This is a genomic window from Mycobacterium angelicum (genome assembly GCF_002086155.1).
GTDB lineage: Bacteria > Actinomycetota > Actinomycetes > Mycobacteriales > Mycobacteriaceae > Mycobacterium > Mycobacterium angelicum.
Genome location: NZ_MVHE01000092.1, coordinates 1 through 15,995 on the forward strand (window position 1 = coordinate 1; position 15,995 = coordinate 15,995).

The 15,995-nt window shown below is 67.6% G+C and carries 13 protein-coding genes and 1 riboswitch; of the genes, 6 read left to right on the forward strand and 7 right to left on the reverse strand.

From position 1 onward, the window contains the following. Positions 1–861: 861 nt before the first annotated feature. Genes BST12_RS26655 through BST12_RS26665 form a run of 3 tightly spaced genes read right to left on the reverse strand, consistent with a single transcriptional unit; the run spans position 862 to position 4,113 of the window. Positions 862–1,596 carry a class I SAM-dependent methyltransferase gene (locus BST12_RS26655; RefSeq protein ID WP_083116223.1) on the reverse strand — a complete coding sequence of 245 codons (735 nt, stop codon included), beginning with the start codon at positions 1,594–1,596 and terminating at the stop codon, positions 862–864. Then, entirely contained in the window at positions 1,593–2,735 is a 1,143-nt protein-coding gene (gene metX / locus BST12_RS26660; protein ID WP_083116214.1) for a homoserine O-acetyltransferase MetX, read from the reverse strand. The genes BST12_RS26655 and metX overlap by 4 nt, the downstream gene beginning before the upstream one ends. A gap of 13 nt (positions 2,736–2,748) precedes the next feature. Beyond that, on the reverse strand, positions 2,749–4,113 hold the full coding sequence (locus tag BST12_RS26665; protein ID WP_083116215.1) for a bifunctional o-acetylhomoserine/o-acetylserine sulfhydrylase: 1,365 nt from the start codon (positions 4,111–4,113) through the stop codon (positions 2,749–2,751). 36 nt (positions 4,114–4,149) lie between these two features. Beyond that, a riboswitch (SAM riboswitch) is annotated at positions 4,150–4,270 on the reverse strand. A 65-nt stretch (positions 4,271–4,335) separates the two neighbouring features. On the opposite strand from BST12_RS26665, the gene BST12_RS26670 reads away from it, so the two are divergent. Further along, positions 4,336–5,565, forward strand: a complete 1,230-nt coding sequence (locus BST12_RS26670; RefSeq protein WP_083116216.1) for an NADP-dependent isocitrate dehydrogenase — start codon at positions 4,336–4,338, stop codon at positions 5,563–5,565. Here BST12_RS26670 and BST12_RS26675 read toward each other — a convergent pair. After that, positions 5,558–6,355 (reverse strand): alpha/beta fold hydrolase, encoded by a 798-nt coding sequence (locus BST12_RS26675; protein ID WP_170062209.1) that lies wholly within the window; start codon positions 6,353–6,355, stop codon positions 5,558–5,560. The two genes, BST12_RS26670 and BST12_RS26675, sit on opposite strands and share 8 nt — an antisense overlap. Positions 6,356–6,496: 141 nt before the next feature. On the opposite strand from BST12_RS26675, the gene trpS reads away from it, so the two are divergent. Both trpS and yhjD read left to right on the forward strand, forming a co-directional pair. Then, positions 6,497–7,525 carry a tryptophan--tRNA ligase gene (gene trpS, locus BST12_RS26680; protein ID WP_083116217.1) on the forward strand — a complete coding sequence of 343 codons (1,029 nt, stop codon included), beginning with the start codon at positions 6,497–6,499 and terminating at the stop codon, positions 7,523–7,525. A 7-nt stretch (positions 7,526–7,532) separates the two neighbouring features. Next, positions 7,533–8,561 (forward strand): inner membrane protein YhjD, encoded by a 1,029-nt coding sequence (yhjD, locus tag BST12_RS26685; protein WP_083116218.1) that lies wholly within the window; start codon positions 7,533–7,535, stop codon positions 8,559–8,561. Here yhjD and nagA read toward each other — a convergent pair. From nagA to dacB1, 3 genes are all read right to left on the reverse strand, one after another. After that, positions 8,527–9,666, reverse strand: coding sequence for an N-acetylglucosamine-6-phosphate deacetylase (nagA, locus tag BST12_RS26690; protein ID WP_083116219.1), 1,140 nt, complete (start codon positions 9,664–9,666; stop codon positions 8,527–8,529). The two genes, yhjD and nagA, sit on opposite strands and share 35 nt — an antisense overlap. Then, a complete protein-coding gene (locus BST12_RS26695; RefSeq protein WP_083116220.1) occupies positions 9,663–11,039 on the reverse strand; it encodes a sugar porter family MFS transporter in 1,377 nt (458 codons plus the stop codon). Before BST12_RS26695 ends, nagA begins: the two co-directional genes overlap by 4 nt. Positions 11,040–11,113: 74 nt before the next feature. Further along, positions 11,114–12,346 carry a D-alanyl-D-alanine carboxypeptidase DacB1 gene (gene dacB1, locus BST12_RS26700; protein ID WP_083116221.1) on the reverse strand — a complete coding sequence of 411 codons (1,233 nt, stop codon included), beginning with the start codon at positions 12,344–12,346 and terminating at the stop codon, positions 11,114–11,116. 119 nt (positions 12,347–12,465) lie between these two features. On the opposite strand from dacB1, the gene BST12_RS26705 reads away from it, so the two are divergent. The 3 genes from BST12_RS26705 to BST12_RS26715 form a co-directional block, all read left to right on the forward strand. Next, the gene (locus BST12_RS26705) at positions 12,466–13,026 is read left to right on the forward strand and encodes a helix-turn-helix domain-containing protein (RefSeq protein WP_211281369.1); all 561 of its coding nucleotides are present in this window, start codon (positions 12,466–12,468) and stop codon (positions 13,024–13,026) included. Then, positions 13,023–15,197 (forward strand): VIT domain-containing protein, encoded by a 2,175-nt coding sequence (locus BST12_RS26710; RefSeq protein ID WP_083116222.1) that lies wholly within the window; start codon positions 13,023–13,025, stop codon positions 15,195–15,197. The genes BST12_RS26705 and BST12_RS26710 overlap by 4 nt, the downstream gene beginning before the upstream one ends. A 327-nt stretch (positions 15,198–15,524) precedes the next feature. Further along, on the forward strand, positions 15,525–15,995 hold a 471-nt coding region (locus tag BST12_RS26715; protein ID WP_139801965.1), incomplete at its 3' end, for a PE family protein.

A 15,995-nucleotide genomic window follows, 5' to 3' on the forward strand; every position in this document is an offset into this window, starting at 1 on the left:
CGGTTCGGGCGGGGGCGGTGGCGATGGCGCCGACTCCAAGCAGGGCGGCGACGGCCACCCGGGAGGCAACGGCGGTGCCGGCGGTTCCGGCGGTAACGGCGGCCCGGGCGCACGCGGCGGCGATGGCGGCAACGGCGGCAACGGCGGCAACGGCGGCGACGGCGGGGCCGGCATTTCGGCAGGCACCGGAGCCGGCGGTAATGGCGGTTCCGGCGGCGCCGGTGGTCAAGGCGGCACCGGCGGCGCCGGCGCGGCCGGCGGCAATGGCGGTTCGGGCGGCTCGGGCGGCGAACCCGGCGGCGGCGCCAACGGCGATGGGGCCAACGGTGCCGGCGGCGCGGGCGGCGCGGGCGGTGCCGGCGGTGCCGGGGTGTCCGGGGATGCCGGTGGCAATGGCGTCGCGGCTGGTGCGGGCGGCAACGGCGGGCACGGCGGCGTATTCGTCGGGGATGGCGGCAAAGGCGGCGCCGGCGGCATCGGCGGCGACGCCGGGATGGGCGGCGCCGGCGCTGACGGCGGTTCCGGTGGCATGGGCGGTGCGGGCGCTGTGCACGGCGCCGGCGGCAACGGCGGCGCCGGTGGCGCGGGCGGCAACGGCGGTTCCGGCGGCTCGGGCGGCGAAGGCGGCGACGGCGGGGCCAGCGGCATGTTCAGCGGCCACCCGGGCAGCGCCGGTATCGGCGGGGCAGGCGGCAGCGGCGCGGCCGGCGGTGCTGGCGGCTTCGGCGGCTCCGGTGGTTCCGGGTCCACCGCCGGGGCCCTCGGCGATCGTGGCGCGCACGGAACGCTGGGTGGCGCCGGGACGGCCGGAACCTCCGGTATCGCCGGCCGGCCGGCCAGCGTGAACGATCTGCCCCCGGGTTACTTGGCCAGCGTCGCCCGCACGCTCACCGTGACGTACGGCAGCGCCAGTCCGGCCGAATTGGCCAGCGCCGAATGGGTGGCCAACAGCTGGCGCACCTGGTCAAGCGTCTTCGTCCGAACTTCCGTCGGCGAGGTGATGCAGTAGGTGCGGGACGCGACCAGGTCGATAAGTGCTTGTGGCGTAAGGTAATTCGTCCACTCGACCTGGCACCGCTGCACGTCGGTGAACGGCTCGGGCAACGTCACCTTGTCGCGCACCGGATCGCCGTCTCGGCCGATGATGTCACCCAGCTCGCGCACCCAGCCGAGTCGTTCGTCGCGGATGTTCCACACCAGACCCAACCGCCCCCCGGGCCGCAGCACCCGGGCCACCTCCGGAATCGCCCGCGCGGGATCGACCCAGTGCCAAGCCTGGGCCACCAGCACCGCGTCGACGCTGTTGTCCGCCAACGGAATTTCCTCCGCGGTGCCAAGCAGTGCAACGGTTTTCGGCAGCGAGGCGCTCAGCACCTCGAGCATCTCCGGAATCGGGTCTACCGCAACGACATCCAGGCCGCGTTCGACCAGCCGGGTGGTCAGCTTGCCGGTTCCCGCACCCAGGTCAAGGACGTCACGAGCGGTGGCCGGGAGCAGCCAATCGATCGCCTCCGGCGGGTACGACGGACGACCCCGCTCATAGGCAGCCGCAGCCGAACCGAACGACAGGGAGCGGTCGTGCCGCGAGCGGGTCACCTGGAAAACCCACGACACTCGTCGTCGGCCAGCTTGAGGGTGTCGCGGATCAATTCGCCGACGGCATCGGACTCCACCAGGAAACCGTCGTGCCCGCAGATGGATTCGACGACGTTCAGACCGGCGCAGCCGGGCAACAGCTCGGCCAGCTCCTCCTGCAGACGCAGCGGGTAGAGCCGGTCGGAGCTGATACCGCCGACCACCACCGGCACCGGACAACCGCGCAGCGCCGCCGCCACCCCGCCACGGCCGCGGCCGACGTCGTGCCGGTTCAGCGCCTCGGTCAAGGTCACGTAGCTGCCGGCGTCGAATCGCGACAACAACTTGTCGCCCTGGTGTTCCAGGTAGCTCTGCACGGCGTAGCGGCCGCCGCACACCGGCTCGTCGGCGCCCTGGCTGTCGTTGGCGAATCGGCTGTCCAGCTCGACCTCGCCGCGGTAGGTCAGGTGCGCGAAGCGGCGGGCGATTTTCAGCCCGGCATCCGGTGACCGCCCGGTCTCGTAGTAGTCGCCGTTCTGCCAGTCCGGATCGGCCTTGATGGCCGCGATCTGGGTGGTCTGGGTACCGATCTGGTCTGCGGTGGCCCGGGCGCCGACGGCCAGCAGCAGCGCCGCGCGGACCCGATCCGGGTAGCCGACGGCCCACTCCAGCGCCCGCGCGCCGCCCATCGATCCGCCGACGACGGCGGCCACCTCGGTAATGCCCAGCGCGGCCAGCGCGGCCACGTCGGCCTCCACCTGATCGCGCACCGATATCAGCGGAAACCTTGAACCCCAAGGCTTTCCGTTGCGAGCCAGCGAACTGGGCCCGGTTGAGCCGCGGCAGCCGCCCAACACATTGGTGGCCACCGCGCACCAGCGGTCGGTGTCGATCGGCGCGCCCGGCCCGGCCACCCCGTCCCACCAGCCGGGGGTCGGATGTCCGGGGCCAGCCGGCCCGGTGATGTGCGAGTCGCCGGTGAGCGCGTGCTGGACCATCACCACGTTGTCGCGCCGCGGCGACAGCTCGCCCCAGCGCTGGATGGCGATACAGACATCGTCAAGCACCACACCGCTTTCCAGCGTCAGGGAGCCGATGTGGACCAGCCCCAGCTCGCCTTCAGCGGGCAGCCTCTGCGTAGGCACCTCGGAGATCGTCATCTGTCAGAAGTCCTCAGAACGCCGCCACAGCCTGCGGGTCGCTGCTGCTATCAGTGGTGGCATATACCCCAGCGGCGGCGAAACCAAGCTCCAGGTCGGCCAGGATATCGGCAATACCTTCGATACCCACAGCTAAGCGCACCAGCCCGGGGCTGACCCCCGTGGACAGCTGCTCTTCGGGGCTCAGCTGAGCGTGCGTGGTCGATGCGGGGTGGATCACCAGTGAGCGCACATCGCCGATGTTGGCGACGTGACTGTGCAGCCGCAGCGCGTCCACGAACGCCTTGCCCGCTTCCACACCACCGGCTAGCTCGAAGGCCAGGACCGCGCCGGTTCCCTTGGGTGCCAGCTTCTTTCCCCGCTCGTACCACGGTGAACTGGGCAGGCCCGCATAGTTCACCGACAGCACGTCGTCGCGGGCGTCCAGGAATTCGGCGACCCGTCGGGCGTTGGCAACGTGGCGCTCCACCCGCAGGCTCAGCGTTTCCAGGCCCTGGGCCACCAGAAATGCATTGAACGGCGAAGCGGCCGAGCCCAGGTCGCGCAGCAACTGCACACGGGCCTTGAGCGCATACGCCGGCGGCCCCAGCTCGGCGTACACCACGCCGTGGTAGCTCGGGTCGGGTGTGGTGAAGCCGGGGAAGCGGCCCTGTGTCCAGTCGAAGGTGCCGCCGTCGACGATCACTCCGGCGATCGCGGCGCCATGCCCGCCCAGGTACTTGGTGGCCGAGTGCACGACGATGTCGGCGCCCTGGCTCAGCGGCTGGATCAGGTATGGCGTGGCGATGGTGTTGTCGACGATCAGCGGCACCCCGTTGCGGTGGGCAACCTCGGCGATCGCCGGGGTGTCCAGGATGTCGATCTGCGGGTTGGAGATCGTCTCGCCGAAGAACGCCTTGGTATTGGGCCGAACCTGCGCCTGCCAGGACTCCGGATCGTCTGGGTCTTCCACGAAGCTGACCTCGATGCCGAGTTTGGCCAGCGAGTAGTGGAACAGGTTATAAGTGCCGCCGTACAGCCGTGGGCTGGATACCACGTGATCGCCGGCACCGGCGACGTTGAGAATCGCGAACGTCTCCGCGGCCTGCCCCGAAGACAGGAACAACGCGGCCACCCCGCCTTCCAGGGCGGCGATGCGCTGCTCGACCACGTCGGTGGTCGGGTTGCCGATGCGCGTGTAGATGTTGCCCGGCTCGGCGAGAGAGAACAGCGCGGCGGCGTGTGCGGTGCTGTCGAAGGTGTACGACGTGGTCTGGTAGATCGGCAGCGCCCGCGCATTGGTGCTCGCATCCGGGCTCTGACCTGCGTGAACCTGCTTGGTCTCGAACGACCAATGCGCCGTCGGATCGGTTTCGGAATTGCTTTCGGAGGTGCCCATCAAGTATCCCTGTCTGGCCAGGGGCCCGTCTTGGCGGACCCGCGCTTGCCGTGTAGCCGGGTTTGGCTACTCAACCTGGTCTTTCACCCGGGGCACCCCACCGCGGTTGGAGGGTTGCCGGCCAGCAAGCCGGGGCTAAACGCTGGCACTCATGACCGCTTCGAAGATTAGCGCATGGCGGGCACACGATGCCAATTCGGCTGGCCGTAGGCTGGTCTGACAATGTCCAGCGAACCCAAGATCAAGGTAAAAGGCCCGGTAGTAGAGCTCGACGGGGACGAGATGACCCGAGTCATCTGGAAGCTGATCAAAGAGATGCTCATCCTCCCGCATCTGGACATCAACCTGGACTATTACGACCTGGGCATCGAGCACCGCGATGCCACCGACGACCAGGTGACGATCGACGCGGCGTATGCGATCAAGAAACACGGCGTGGGCGTCAAGTGCGCGACGATCACCCCCGACGAGGCCAGGGTTCAGGAGTTCAATCTCAAGAAAATGTGGCTTTCGCCCAACGGAACGATCCGAAACATCTTGGGCGGCACCATTTTTCGTGAGCCGATCGTGATTTCCAATGTGCCCCGGCTGGTTCCGGGCTGGACCAAGCCAATCGTCATCGGCCGCCACGCATTCGGCGACCAGTACCGGGCGACGAACTTCAAGGTCGACCGGCCGGGCACCGTCACACTGACTTTCACCCCGTCCGACGGCAGCGAGCCGATCGTGCACGAGATGGTGTCGTTCCCCGAGGACGGCGGTGTGGCGATGGGCATGTACAACTTCAAATCGTCGATTCGCGATTTTGCCCGCGCGTCGTTTTCCTATGGCCTGCAAGCGAAATGGCCGGTGTACCTGTCGACCAAGAACACCATTTTGAAGTCCTATGACGGCATGTTCAAAGACGAATTTCAGCGGGTGTTCGACGAGGAGTTCAAGGAACGGTTCGACGCCGAAGGGCTGACCTACGAGCACCGGCTGATCGACGATATGGTCGCGGCCTGCCTCAAGTGGGAGGGCGGCTACGTCTGGGCGTGCAAGAACTACGACGGCGACGTCCAGTCCGACACCGTGGCGCAGGGCTATGGGTCGCTGGGCCTGATGACGTCGGTGCTGATGACCGCCGACGGCAAGACGGTGGAAGCCGAGGCCGCGCACGGCACCGTCACGCGGCATTACCGCCAATATCAGGCCGGTCAGCCCACCTCCACCAACCCGATCGCCTCGATCTTCGCCTGGACCCGCGGCCTGCAGCACCGCGGCAAGCTGGACGGCACGCCGCAGGTCCGGCAGTTCGCCCAGACGCTGGAAGAAGTCGTGGTGGGCACCGTGGAGAGCGGCAAGATGACCAAGGACCTGGCCATCCTGATCGGCCCCGATCAGCGCTGGCTGAATAGCGAGGACTTTCTTCAGGCCATCGCCGAGAACCTGGAAAAAGAGCTGGCTAACTAGCCGGGGGCTCGATGGCCCGCATGTGCGGGCAGCACTCCTGGATGAAGCTGTCGATGACCTTGGTGATGCGCTCGGGCGCCTCGTACATCGGCACGTGGCCCACGCCGTCCAGCTTGGTGACCTTGTGGTCGTCGGGCAGGTGGGTGGTGAAGTGGCGGGTGTATCTCGGCGCCGGCACAACCCGGTCCTTCTCGCAGATCACCAGGTGCGCCGGAACGGCGTTCTCGGCAAGCTCGCGCAGGCCGTGCAACTGCACCGCCTTGACCAGCAGCTGCAGATAGGCCGGGCAGTGTGCGACGTCGTCGATGATGGTGCTGAGTTGGCGCTCGCTGACCCCGTCGGGCGACGCGCTGATCGCGTAGGTGGCCAGCGGACGGCTGAACGGCAGCCGCAACACGCGCTGCCCGAATAGCCAGGCCAGCGCCATCAGCGGAATTCCCAGTACGAACTTGGCGATGACCTCGAACTTGGCCGGGCTCCAGCGGGTCCAACCGCCGGCCGCGGCGATGCCGGTGACGCTGCGCGCCCGCCCGCGCCGCTCGAGTTCGAACGCGACCCATCCGCCCAGGGAATTGCCGACGATGTGGGCGGTTTCCCAGCCCAGCTCGTCCATCTGGCGCTCGATGTTGTCGGCCAGCACCGCAGATGACAGGAACCAGGTGCCGGCGGGCGGGCCGCCGTTGTGCCCGGCCATGGTGGGGGCGAAAACCTCATACCGGCCGGTGTCGGCCAGTTGCTGGGCCACCGTCTCCCACACCGCCTGGGAGAGCAGGAATGGGTGCAGCAACAGGATGGGTTCGGCGGAGCCGTCTTTGGCGCCCAAGTGGATCGGTGTGCGAGTACTCACCTACCCGACACTAAATGCGGTACCGGCGGTATCGCAAGCGGCCCCAAACACGGCGGGTGCACCCGTGAAAAGATCGAGGGCATCATGAGCACCCCTACCGGATCCGGCCGGATTTTCTCCGGCGTGCAGCCAACTTCTGACTCGCTTCACCTGGGTAACGCGCTGGGCGCCGTCGCCCAGTGGGTCGGCCTGCAAGACGATCACCCGGAATATCAAGCGTTCTTCTGCGTGGTCGATCTGCACGCGATCACCATCCCGCAGGATCCGGCCGCGCTGCGGCATCGAACTCTGGTCACCGCCGCGCAATACCTGGCGCTGGGCATCGACCCCAATCGCGCCACCATCTTCGTGCAAAGCCAGGTGCCGGCCCATAGCCAGCTGGCCTGGGTGCTGGGCTGTTTCACTGGCTTCGGCCAGGCCTCGCGGATGACGCAGTTCAAGGACAAGTCGGCGCGTCAGGGCACCGATTCGGCCACCGTCGGCCTGTTCACCTACCCGGTGTTGCAGGCCGCCGACGTGCTGGCCTATGACACCGATCTGGTGCCGGTGGGCGAGGACCAGCGTCAGCATTTGGAGTTGGCGCGCGACATCGCGCAGCGGTTCAATAGCCGCTTCCCGGACACCTTCGTGGTTCCCGACGTGCTCATCCCCAAGGTCACGGCCAAGATTTACGACCTGCAGGATCCGACGTCGAAGATGAGCAAGTCGGCGAGCACCGATGCCGGATTGATCAGCCTGCTCGACGATCCGGCCAAGTCCGCCAAGAAGATTCGCTCGGCGGTGACCGACAGCGAACGCGAGATCCGTTATGACCCCGACGCCAAGCCCGGGGTGTCGAACCTGCTCAGCATCCAGTCGGCGGTCACCGGAATCGGCATTGACACTCTCGTCGACGGTTATGCCGGCCGCGGCTACGGCGACCTGAAGAAGGAAACCGCCGAAGCGGTGGTGGAATACGTCAGCCCGATCAAGGCGCGGGTGGACGAATTGATCGCCGACGCGGCCGAGCTGGAGGCGGTGCTGGCGGCCGGCGCGCAGCGCGCCAACGATGTCGCCAGCAAAACCGTACAGCGGGTCTACGATCGGTTAGGGTTCCTTCCGCAACGGGAATAGGGCGTTCATGACCGATCCGGCCAAGCCAGGGATCTTCGATCGGCTACGGTCCCGGTACGGCCGGCTGGACCATGTGGTCCGCGCCTATAGCCGGTTCAGCCAGCGCAGGGGCGGCTTCTTTGCCGCCGGCCTGACGTACTACACGATTTTCGCCCTGTTTCCGTTGCTGATGGTCAGCTTCTCGGTGATCGGATTCGCGCTGTCGCGCAATCCGACGCTGATCGACACCATCCACAACCGGATCCGGGCCGAGATATCCAGCGCACTGAGTCAGCAACTGGTGGATTTGATGGATTCGGCGATCGACGCGCGGGCCTCCGTGGGTGCGATCGGCCTGGTCACGGCGGCCTGGGCGGGTCTGGGCTGGATGACGCATCTGCGGCAGGCCTTGAGCGAGATGTGGGACCAGTCGCTCGATACGACGGGTTACGTGCGCACCAAACTGTCCGATCTGGCGGCAATGGTGGGCACCTTCGTGGTGATCGTGGCTACGCTGGCGCTGAGTGCGCTGGGCCATGCGGCGCCGATGCACGCGGTGCTGAGATGGCTTGGCATTCCAGAGTTTTCGGTGTTCGATCCGATCTTCCGGGCCGTTTCGCTGCTGATCTCGTTCCTGGTGTCCTGGCTGCTGTTCAGCTGGATGATCGCCCGGTTGCCGCGGCAGCCGGCCAGCATCGTCACCTCGCTGCGCGCCGGCCTGATGGCCGCCGTCGGATACGAGGTGTTCAAACAGGTCGGCTCGATCTATCTGGGTGCGGTGCTGCGCAGCCCGGCGGGCGCGGCATTCGGGCCGGTGCTGGGTTTGATGGTGTTCGCGTACGTCACCTCCTACCTCGTCCTGTTCGCCACGGCGTGGGCCGCCACGGCGGCCAGGGAAGACCCGCGCGCCGAGCCGGTGGATCCGCCCGGGCCGGCGATCATCAGCCCGCGGATACAGGTCGACGAGGGGCTGAGTGCGCGGCAGACGATGGCCGCCGCGGCCGCGGGAGCCATTGGGGCGCTTACGGTTTCGCGGTTGTTCCGGACGCGGCGCTAGGGTGCCATATCCCGTTGTGCATGACTTTGTGGACCTGCAAATCCCGGTCCAGCACAACGAGGTTGGCGTCGTAACCCGCTTGCAGCCGACCCATCCGATCCAGGCCGAGCGCCCGGGCCGGTGTCGCCGAGGTCGTCTGGACCGCGTCGGCCAGGGTGCTGAGTTCGGCCACCAGCCGGAACATTTCATCCATGGTGGCGGTGCTGCCCGCGATCGTCGGCGTGCCACGCACCCGCGCCACACCGGACTCCACGTCGATCGGTACCGCGCCAAGCCGGTACGCGCCGTCGCCGTAGCCGGCGGCGGCGATCGCATCGGTGACCAGCGCGACCCGGTCCGGGCCGAGCCACTGCAGCACAGCGCGCACCATCTCGGGGTCGACGTGCACCCCGTCGGCGATCAGTTCGACCGTCACCCGCGGATCGGTCAGCAAGGCCAGCACCGGACCGGGGTCACGATGGTCCAGCGGCGGCATTGCGTTGAACAGATGGGTGCCGACGGTCGCGCCCAACGCGATGGCACCCCGGGTCTGCTCGTAGTTTGCATTCGTATGCCCCACTGCCACAACGACATCGGCGTCCCGGAAGCGCCGGATCGCCTCGGCGCTGCCGGCCAGTTCGGGTGCCAGCGTGACCATCCGGATGGTGCCGTCGGCGGCGGCGAGGACGGCGTCGATCTCCGCGGGATGCGGTGACCGCATCAGGGTGTGGTCATGCGCGCCGCACCGTGCCGGGCTCAGCCATGGTCCCTCCAGGTGAATGCCCGCGACCATGCCTGACCGGGTTGCCTCGGCGAGATCGGCGACCGCGGAGAGCAGCTCGTCGGGGGCCGCGGTGACCAGACTGGCCAGCATGGTCGTGGTGCCGTGGCGCAGGTGAAACTCCGCAACCCCGGAGCTCCGCCCGTCGGTGAACGACTCGCCGCCGCCGCCATGCACGTGCATGTCGATAAACCCTGGCACCACAACGCAATCCGGGAAGTGGACGTCGGGCGGCCCGGGCGCTTCCCCGCTGCCGCACTCCAGGATGTGCCTGCCGGATGTCCGCACCCACCCGGGCCGGCAGGTCCGCCCGTCGATAACCGCGGTTGCGGCGGAGACGATCATCGGGTCTTTGCGTCGGCCGGCCAGCGGCCGCCGTTCTCCCAGAAGTGGCGGATCTCTTCGAGCTCACGGCCTTTGGTCTCCGGCGCATACCGATAGATCACGACGAGGGAAATCAGGGCGAGCGCGCCGAACACCGCGAAAACGCCGGTGCCGCCCAGCCAATGCAGCATCGTCAGGAAGAAACCGGCGATGAGCGCATTGGCCGTCAGGTTGAACGTGAGCATCGTGCTCGAACCCAGCGACCGCAGGTGAGTGGGAAACGCCTCGGCGGCGTAAACCCACACCAACGAGCCGAAGCCGAGGTTGAAGCCGACGATGAACAGCAACACCCCCACAAACCCGAACAACAGGCCGAGCCCGTGGGCGTAGACGGCGATGAGTACGGCATCGGCGACGACCATCATCGCTATGCCGGACAACAGGATTGGACGCCGGCCCAGCCGGTCGACCAGCAGCAGTGAGGTGGCCACCGCACCCAGCCCGGCGACCTGCACCATCGCCGGCAAAGCGAGCAGCGCGAAGTTGCCCTCGAAGCCCATCGCTTCAAACAGCCGGGGGCTGTAGTAGATGATCCCGTTGACTCCGGTGACCTGGACGAGCACACCGAGCGCGATCACGAATATGGTTGCCCGCAGATACGGCCGACGCAGCATCTCGGACAGGTTTCCCTTGCGGGAGCCGCTGTGTTCGCGTATCGCAAGGCTGATTTCGTCGAGCTGTTGATCGACGTCGGCAACCGGTTTTTCCGGCTCCACCTGCAGCACGGCCCGGCGGGCGTCGTCGGCTCGGCCCTTGAGCAGATACCACCGAGCGGTATCGGGCATGCGCAGCAGCAACAGCATCAGCAGCGTCGCGGGCACCGCGGCCAGCCCCAGCATCCACCGCCAACTGTGTGCATCTGCAAGCAGATAACCGGTCAGGTAGCCCACGATGATGCCGCTGACCGTCGCCAGTTGGTAGGCGGCCACCAAGGCCCCGCGCACGGCCGGTGGCGCCAATTCCGCGACGTAGACCGGGGCCACGACCACCGAAACACCGATGGCCACGCCCAGCAGCAGCCGCGCCACCAGCAGCATCGGCAACGAGACGGAAACCGCGTCCAGGACAGCGAATATCGCGTAGCCGGCGGTGATGAGGACCAGGGACCGTTTCCGCCCGATCGCGTCGGCCAGCGCGCCGCCGGCAAAAGCCCCGGCGACCTGGCCGATCACCACCATCGTGGTCAGCAGTTCCTGCTGTCGCGTGGTGAGCCCGAAGTCCTCGGTGACGAACAGCAGCGCGCCCGCGATGATGGACAGGTCGTATCCATAGATGACGCCGACACTGGCAGCGGTGAGCCCGACCCGCAGCCCACGCCCGGATAGGCCCCTCAGCTGACTGGTACCCGGCAGCTGAGTAATTCCAGGACGCCCCCGGCGTCCTCATACAGGGCGGTCATCCGGAAAGTCTAAAGCGTGCGGGGCCTGCGGTTCATCGAGCGCGCGGCCAGGATCAACGCGAACACGATCACGGCGCCGATAACCGCCACGCCCACCCGCACCGGCAGTGCGTCGCCGGACGGCATCAAGCCGGCGGCCTGGTCATTCGCCCGCTCGGTGGGTTTGCCCTTGGGGGCCAGTAGCGAGGGGTCGGGTTCGACCAGGGTTCCCACCTGGGTGCCCTGCGGTGTGGCGAACCCGTAGTCCAGCAGGTGTGCGGCCTGTTCCCATGGCGCGATCGGCTGGCGGGTGCCGTGCAGCAGCACCGCCATCAGTCGCCGGCCATCGCGGTTGGCGGCGCCCACGAAGGTCTGGCCGGCGTCGTCGGTGTAACCGGTCTTGCCGCCCATCGCGCCGGGGTAGTGGTAGAGCAACTGGTTGTCGTTCTCCAGCTCGTAGCCGGGATGATCGCCGTGGCCGGGGAAGTCGAACGTGCGGGTTGCCACGATGTCGGCGAACACCGGGTTTTGCCAGGCGTAGCGGTAGAACAGGCCGATGTCATAGGCCGAGGTGCTCATGCCGGGCCCGTCGAGTCCCGACGGTGTGGCGACGCGGGTGTCGTGGCCGCCGAGCTTGGTGGCCAGCACGTTGAGCTTTTCCAGCGCTTGCTGCATGCCGCCGAGTTGCATGGCCAGGGCGTGCGCGGCGTCGTTGCCCGAGTGCATCAGTAGGCCGTGCAGCAACTGGTTGATGGTGTAGACGCCGCCGTTGTCCACACCGACCTTGGTGCCCTCGGCGGCCGCGTCGTCGTCGGTTCCGGGCACGGTCTTGTTTTGGTTGAACGCGTTGATGGAGGCCATTGCGACCAGCACCTTGATGATGCTGGCCGGGCGATGCCGGCCGTGTGGGTCGCGCGCGGCGACAATTGCGCCGCTGTCCAGGTCGGCCACCAGCCAGGCTTCGGCGGAGACGTCGTTGGGTACCGGCGGGGTGTCGGGGGCGGTGATGATGCCGCAGCCGGACAGCGCATTGCCGCCCACCGGTGTGGCGGGCACCGCCAGGGGTAGCGGTGGTTCGCCGGCTCGGGGCACCTCCGAGGAGTCCACCGCGGGGGGAGTGGAGATTTTGTAAGGGCAATTAGCGGCGCCGCCGTTGGCCTCCGGATTGGGGTCGGCGAAGGCGGCCGGCATCCCCAGAGTCGTCACGAAAGCCGCTGCGGCCAGGCATGATGCCGCTCGCGTGAAGGTCCGAGAAGTGAGCATCGTGTGCAGATTAGGTGATCGGCGGCCGGATCGCAGGTCGGCACGCTGTGACTATTGGGACAGAAGTTACAAATAGCTATTTGACAGTGTCTTTAAGTGGGTGACACTGTCAAATAGACATGGACACGCTGCTTACCCTCGCCGAGTTCGCCGCCGTCGCCGCCGATGCGGTGCAGGCCTGCGGTGTGGTGCCCGACAACCGCCAGGCCAAACCGATTCCGGCCGAACGGATGATCCGCTACTACACCGCCCGCGGCCTGCTGCCCCGGCCCGGCACCCGCGGGCGCGCGCTCACCTACGGACGCACCCACCTGCTGCGGCTGGTCGCCATCAAAAGGCTGCAGGGCGAGGGTCTGTCGCTGGACGAAATCGCCCAACGGCTCGAGGCCTTGTCGCCGGCGGAGCTGGAGTCGCTGGCCGCCATCCCGCGCGAGGCCATGCCGCCCGGCCTCGGTGACCCGGAGCCTCCAGCGCCCTCGCGCGCGGCGAGCCGGTTCTGGCAGATCCCGCCGGTGGTTGCGGCCGAGGTGCCCGAGGTCACCGCCCTGCAGGCAGTCCGGCTTTCCGACACTGTCACCTTGCTGGTCGACGGGGGGCCGCTGCCCGACCTCGACACAGTGCGCCGCGCCGCCGCGCCGCTGCTGGACCTGCTGGCCCCTTCCGGAAAGGAATCGCAATGAGTACTCAGTTGGACAAGCCGACCTGCGGCGAACTGCGTTCGGCCGACGGGGCGCGGCTGCCGCTGCGGGCGCTGCACCTCGACACCGCCATCGTCGGCATGACCGCAACCTCGCTCGTCCGTCAGCGCTTCGCAAACACCGGGGATACCGCCATCGAGGCCACCTATGTGTTCCCGTTGCCCGCCCGCGCGGGCGTCACCGACTTCGCTGCCGACCTGGCCGGGCGGCGGGTGGTGGGCGTGCTCAAGGAACGTGGCCAGGCCCGCGTCGACTACGAGCAGGCCCTGGTCGCCGGTCAGCGCGCCGCGATCGTGGAGGAGGACCGCCCCGACGTGTTCTCGGTGCGGGTGGGCAACCTCGGGCCCGGCGAGGAAGCCACCATCGAAATGCGCCTCACCGGCCCGCTGGCTTTCGAGGACGGCGAGGCCACCTTCCGGTTCCCGCTCGTGGTCGCCCCGCGCTACACCACCGGAACTCCGGTGCCCGGTGACCAGACCGGCCCCGGATTGGCGGCCGATACCGACGCCGTCCCGGACGCCTCGCGGGTAACGCCGCCTCGCCTCGAAGACGCCGACGCGCGACCCGACCTCGAGATCGCGGTGACCGTAGATGGTGGTGGCCTGGCGGTGTCGCAGTTGCGGGCGTCGTTGCCCGTCACGATCACTGCGGCCGAGGGGCCGACCCGGATGCACGTCGAGCCGGGCGCCCGCGCCGACCAGGATTTCGTCCTGCGCTTCGGCGTTGAGCGCCAACAACTTTCGTCGACGGCGCTGCTGGTTCCGGACGCCGAGGGAGACGAGGGCACCTGGTCGGTGACTGTGTTGGCGCCCGCCGAGCCGGTCACGACTCCGCGCGACGTCGTCGTGTTGCTGGACCGGTCCGGGTCGATGAACGGCTGGAAGATGGTCGCCGCGCGCCGCGCCGCGGGGCGGATCGTGGACATGCTCGACACCGTCGACCGGTTCAGCGTACTGGGCTTCGACGACCGGATCGATACGCCCGCCGGCCTGCCCGCCGGTCTGGTCGAGGCCACCGACCGAAATCGGTTCGCCGCGTCGTCCTGGCTGGGCTCGCTGCAAAGCCGCGGCGGCACCGCGATGGCCGAGCCGCTGCGGATGGCCGCCGAGCTGCTGGCCGCATCGGATGAAAACCGGTTGGCCAGTGTGGTTTTGGTGACCGACGGCCAGATCACCGGCGAGGACCACCTGCTCACCACGCTGGCGCCGGTGCTGGGCCGGACCCGCGTGTACTGCGTGGGCATCGATCGCGCCGTCAACGCCGGTTTCCTGGACCGGCTCGCGCGGCTGGGCAACGGCCGAAGCGAACTCGTCGAATCCGAGGAGCGTCTCGACGAGGCGATGACCCGGCTGGCGCGAACCATCGGGCGCCCGGCGCTGACCGGCGTCCGGGTGAGTGCCGAGGGCGCCGAAATCATCGAAGGCACTGTCACGCCCGGCCGATCGCCCGATGTCTTCGCCGGGGTGCCCTGCGTGATCTGCGGGCGCTACCGCGGGCGGGGCGGCGCGGTGACGTTCCACGTCGCTGCCGACGGTTCTTTCGCCGCCGCACTGCCGGCCCATGAGGCAACGAAAGCTATTGCAGTGCAGACTATTTGGGCACGTTCGGTGGTTCGCGACCTGGAAGACGAATACGCCTCGGGATACCCGGACGAAGAGTTGGCCGCGCGGCTGGTCGCGCATTCCATCCGGTTCGGGGTGCTGTCGAGATTCACCGCGTTCGTCGCCGTCGACCCCGAGCGCACCGACGCCGGGCCCCTGACCGAAGTGGTGCAGCCGGTCGAAATGCCGTCGGGCTGGGCCCCGGTGCGAAGCTTTGCAGCGGCGGCGCCGGCTCCGATGGCAATGGGCGGTGTCGCTGGCGCCATGCGCCCGGCCAGCGCTCAGGCCGTCCCGAAGCGATCCGTCAAAGACCTGCTCAAGCTGGTGCGGCAGGGGATCGATGGGGCCGATGCCGGGCTTGCTTCGGTGTGGGCGGAGCTGGTCGTGCATCGCGAGGCGGCCTCGGATCCCGCCCTCAATGCCGCTTTGGGCGTGTTATGCGATGTGCTCAACCGCTACCTGTGCAATTCGACGGAGGAGTTGGCTCAGCAGGTGATCCAGGCGGTCGACGTCGTGCAGCGTCTTGTTCGGAAACGGCGCTTTTGGCGGTAAGTCGCAGCTGCATTGTAATTGCGTCATTGGCTGCAAGGGTTCGTTGCAGATTTTGATAAGCGATTGCGGGTCGGTCGATAAACAACTGCCTTGCGGTCGGGAATTTACAACTTGCAAGGATTCCTTGCGTTGGATGCACGCCTAGGCTCTCTGTTGTAGTGCGTATTTGACGCATTTACGGGTAGTCGCTTGTCGTGGTATTCCGTCGAGTAGATGGGTTTGTTTCATATTTTCTGTCTGGACGATATTGAATGCCGAGTGCAGGCTTTTGGTGGGTTATTTGTGCATTTTCTGGGTCTTATTCGGGTTTAGCGGAGGTTGGTAGTCATGTCGTTTTTAGCGGTGGCCCCGGAGTGGGTGGTGCAGGCGGCGGGGGATGTTGCCGCTGTGGGGAGGTCGTTGGATGAGGCGAGGGCCGCGGCGGCGGCTTCAACGACGGTGGTGGCCGCTGCAGGTAACGATGAGATTTCGGTAGCCGTTGCGGCGTTGTTCGGTACCCATGGGCGCCAGTATCAGGAGCTCAGCGAGCAGATGGCGGCGTTCCACGAGCGGTTTGCGCAGTCGTTGGCCGTGGGCGCCAAAGCGTATGCCTCGGCCGAAGTGGTGGCGGCCACGCCGCTGCAAACGCTGGAGCGTGACGTGTTGGCGGTGATCAATGCTCCGACACAGCTTCTGCTGGGACGACCGTTGATTGGCAATGGTGCGAATGGGACGTTGCCCGGACAGGCCGGCGGGGCCGGCGGGTTGTTGATCGGCAACGGCGGTAACGGGGCCGGTGGCGGGTTTGCGGGGGTGGCG

What these genes read in the sequence shown, in the direction of transcription:
- metX (WP_083116214.1), bottom strand. Translation starts at nt 2,735, where the DNA reads ATGACGATCTCCGAGGTGCCTACGCAGAGGCTGCCCGCTGAAGGCGAG.
- BST12_RS26665 (WP_083116215.1), bottom strand. Translation starts at nt 4,113, where the DNA reads ATGGGCACCTCCGAAAGCAATTCCGAAACCGATCCGACGGCGCATTGG.
- BST12_RS26710 (WP_083116222.1), top strand. Translation starts at nt 13,023, where the DNA reads ATGAGTACTCAGTTGGACAAGCCGACCTGCGGCGAACTGCGTTCGGCC.
- nagA (WP_083116219.1), bottom strand. Translation starts at nt 9,666, where the DNA reads ATGATCGTCTCCGCCGCAACCGCGGTTATCGACGGGCGGACCTGCCGG.
- BST12_RS26705 (WP_211281369.1), top strand. Translation starts at nt 12,466, where the DNA reads ATGGACACGCTGCTTACCCTCGCCGAGTTCGCCGCCGTCGCCGCCGAT.
- dacB1 (WP_083116221.1), bottom strand. Translation starts at nt 12,346, where the DNA reads ATGCTCACTTCTCGGACCTTCACGCGAGCGGCATCATGCCTGGCCGCA.
- yhjD (WP_083116218.1), top strand. Translation starts at nt 7,533, where the DNA reads ATGACCGATCCGGCCAAGCCAGGGATCTTCGATCGGCTACGGTCCCGG.
- trpS (WP_083116217.1), top strand. Translation starts at nt 6,497, where the DNA reads ATGAGCACCCCTACCGGATCCGGCCGGATTTTCTCCGGCGTGCAGCCA.
- BST12_RS26670 (WP_083116216.1), top strand. Translation starts at nt 4,336, where the DNA reads ATGTCCAGCGAACCCAAGATCAAGGTAAAAGGCCCGGTAGTAGAGCTC.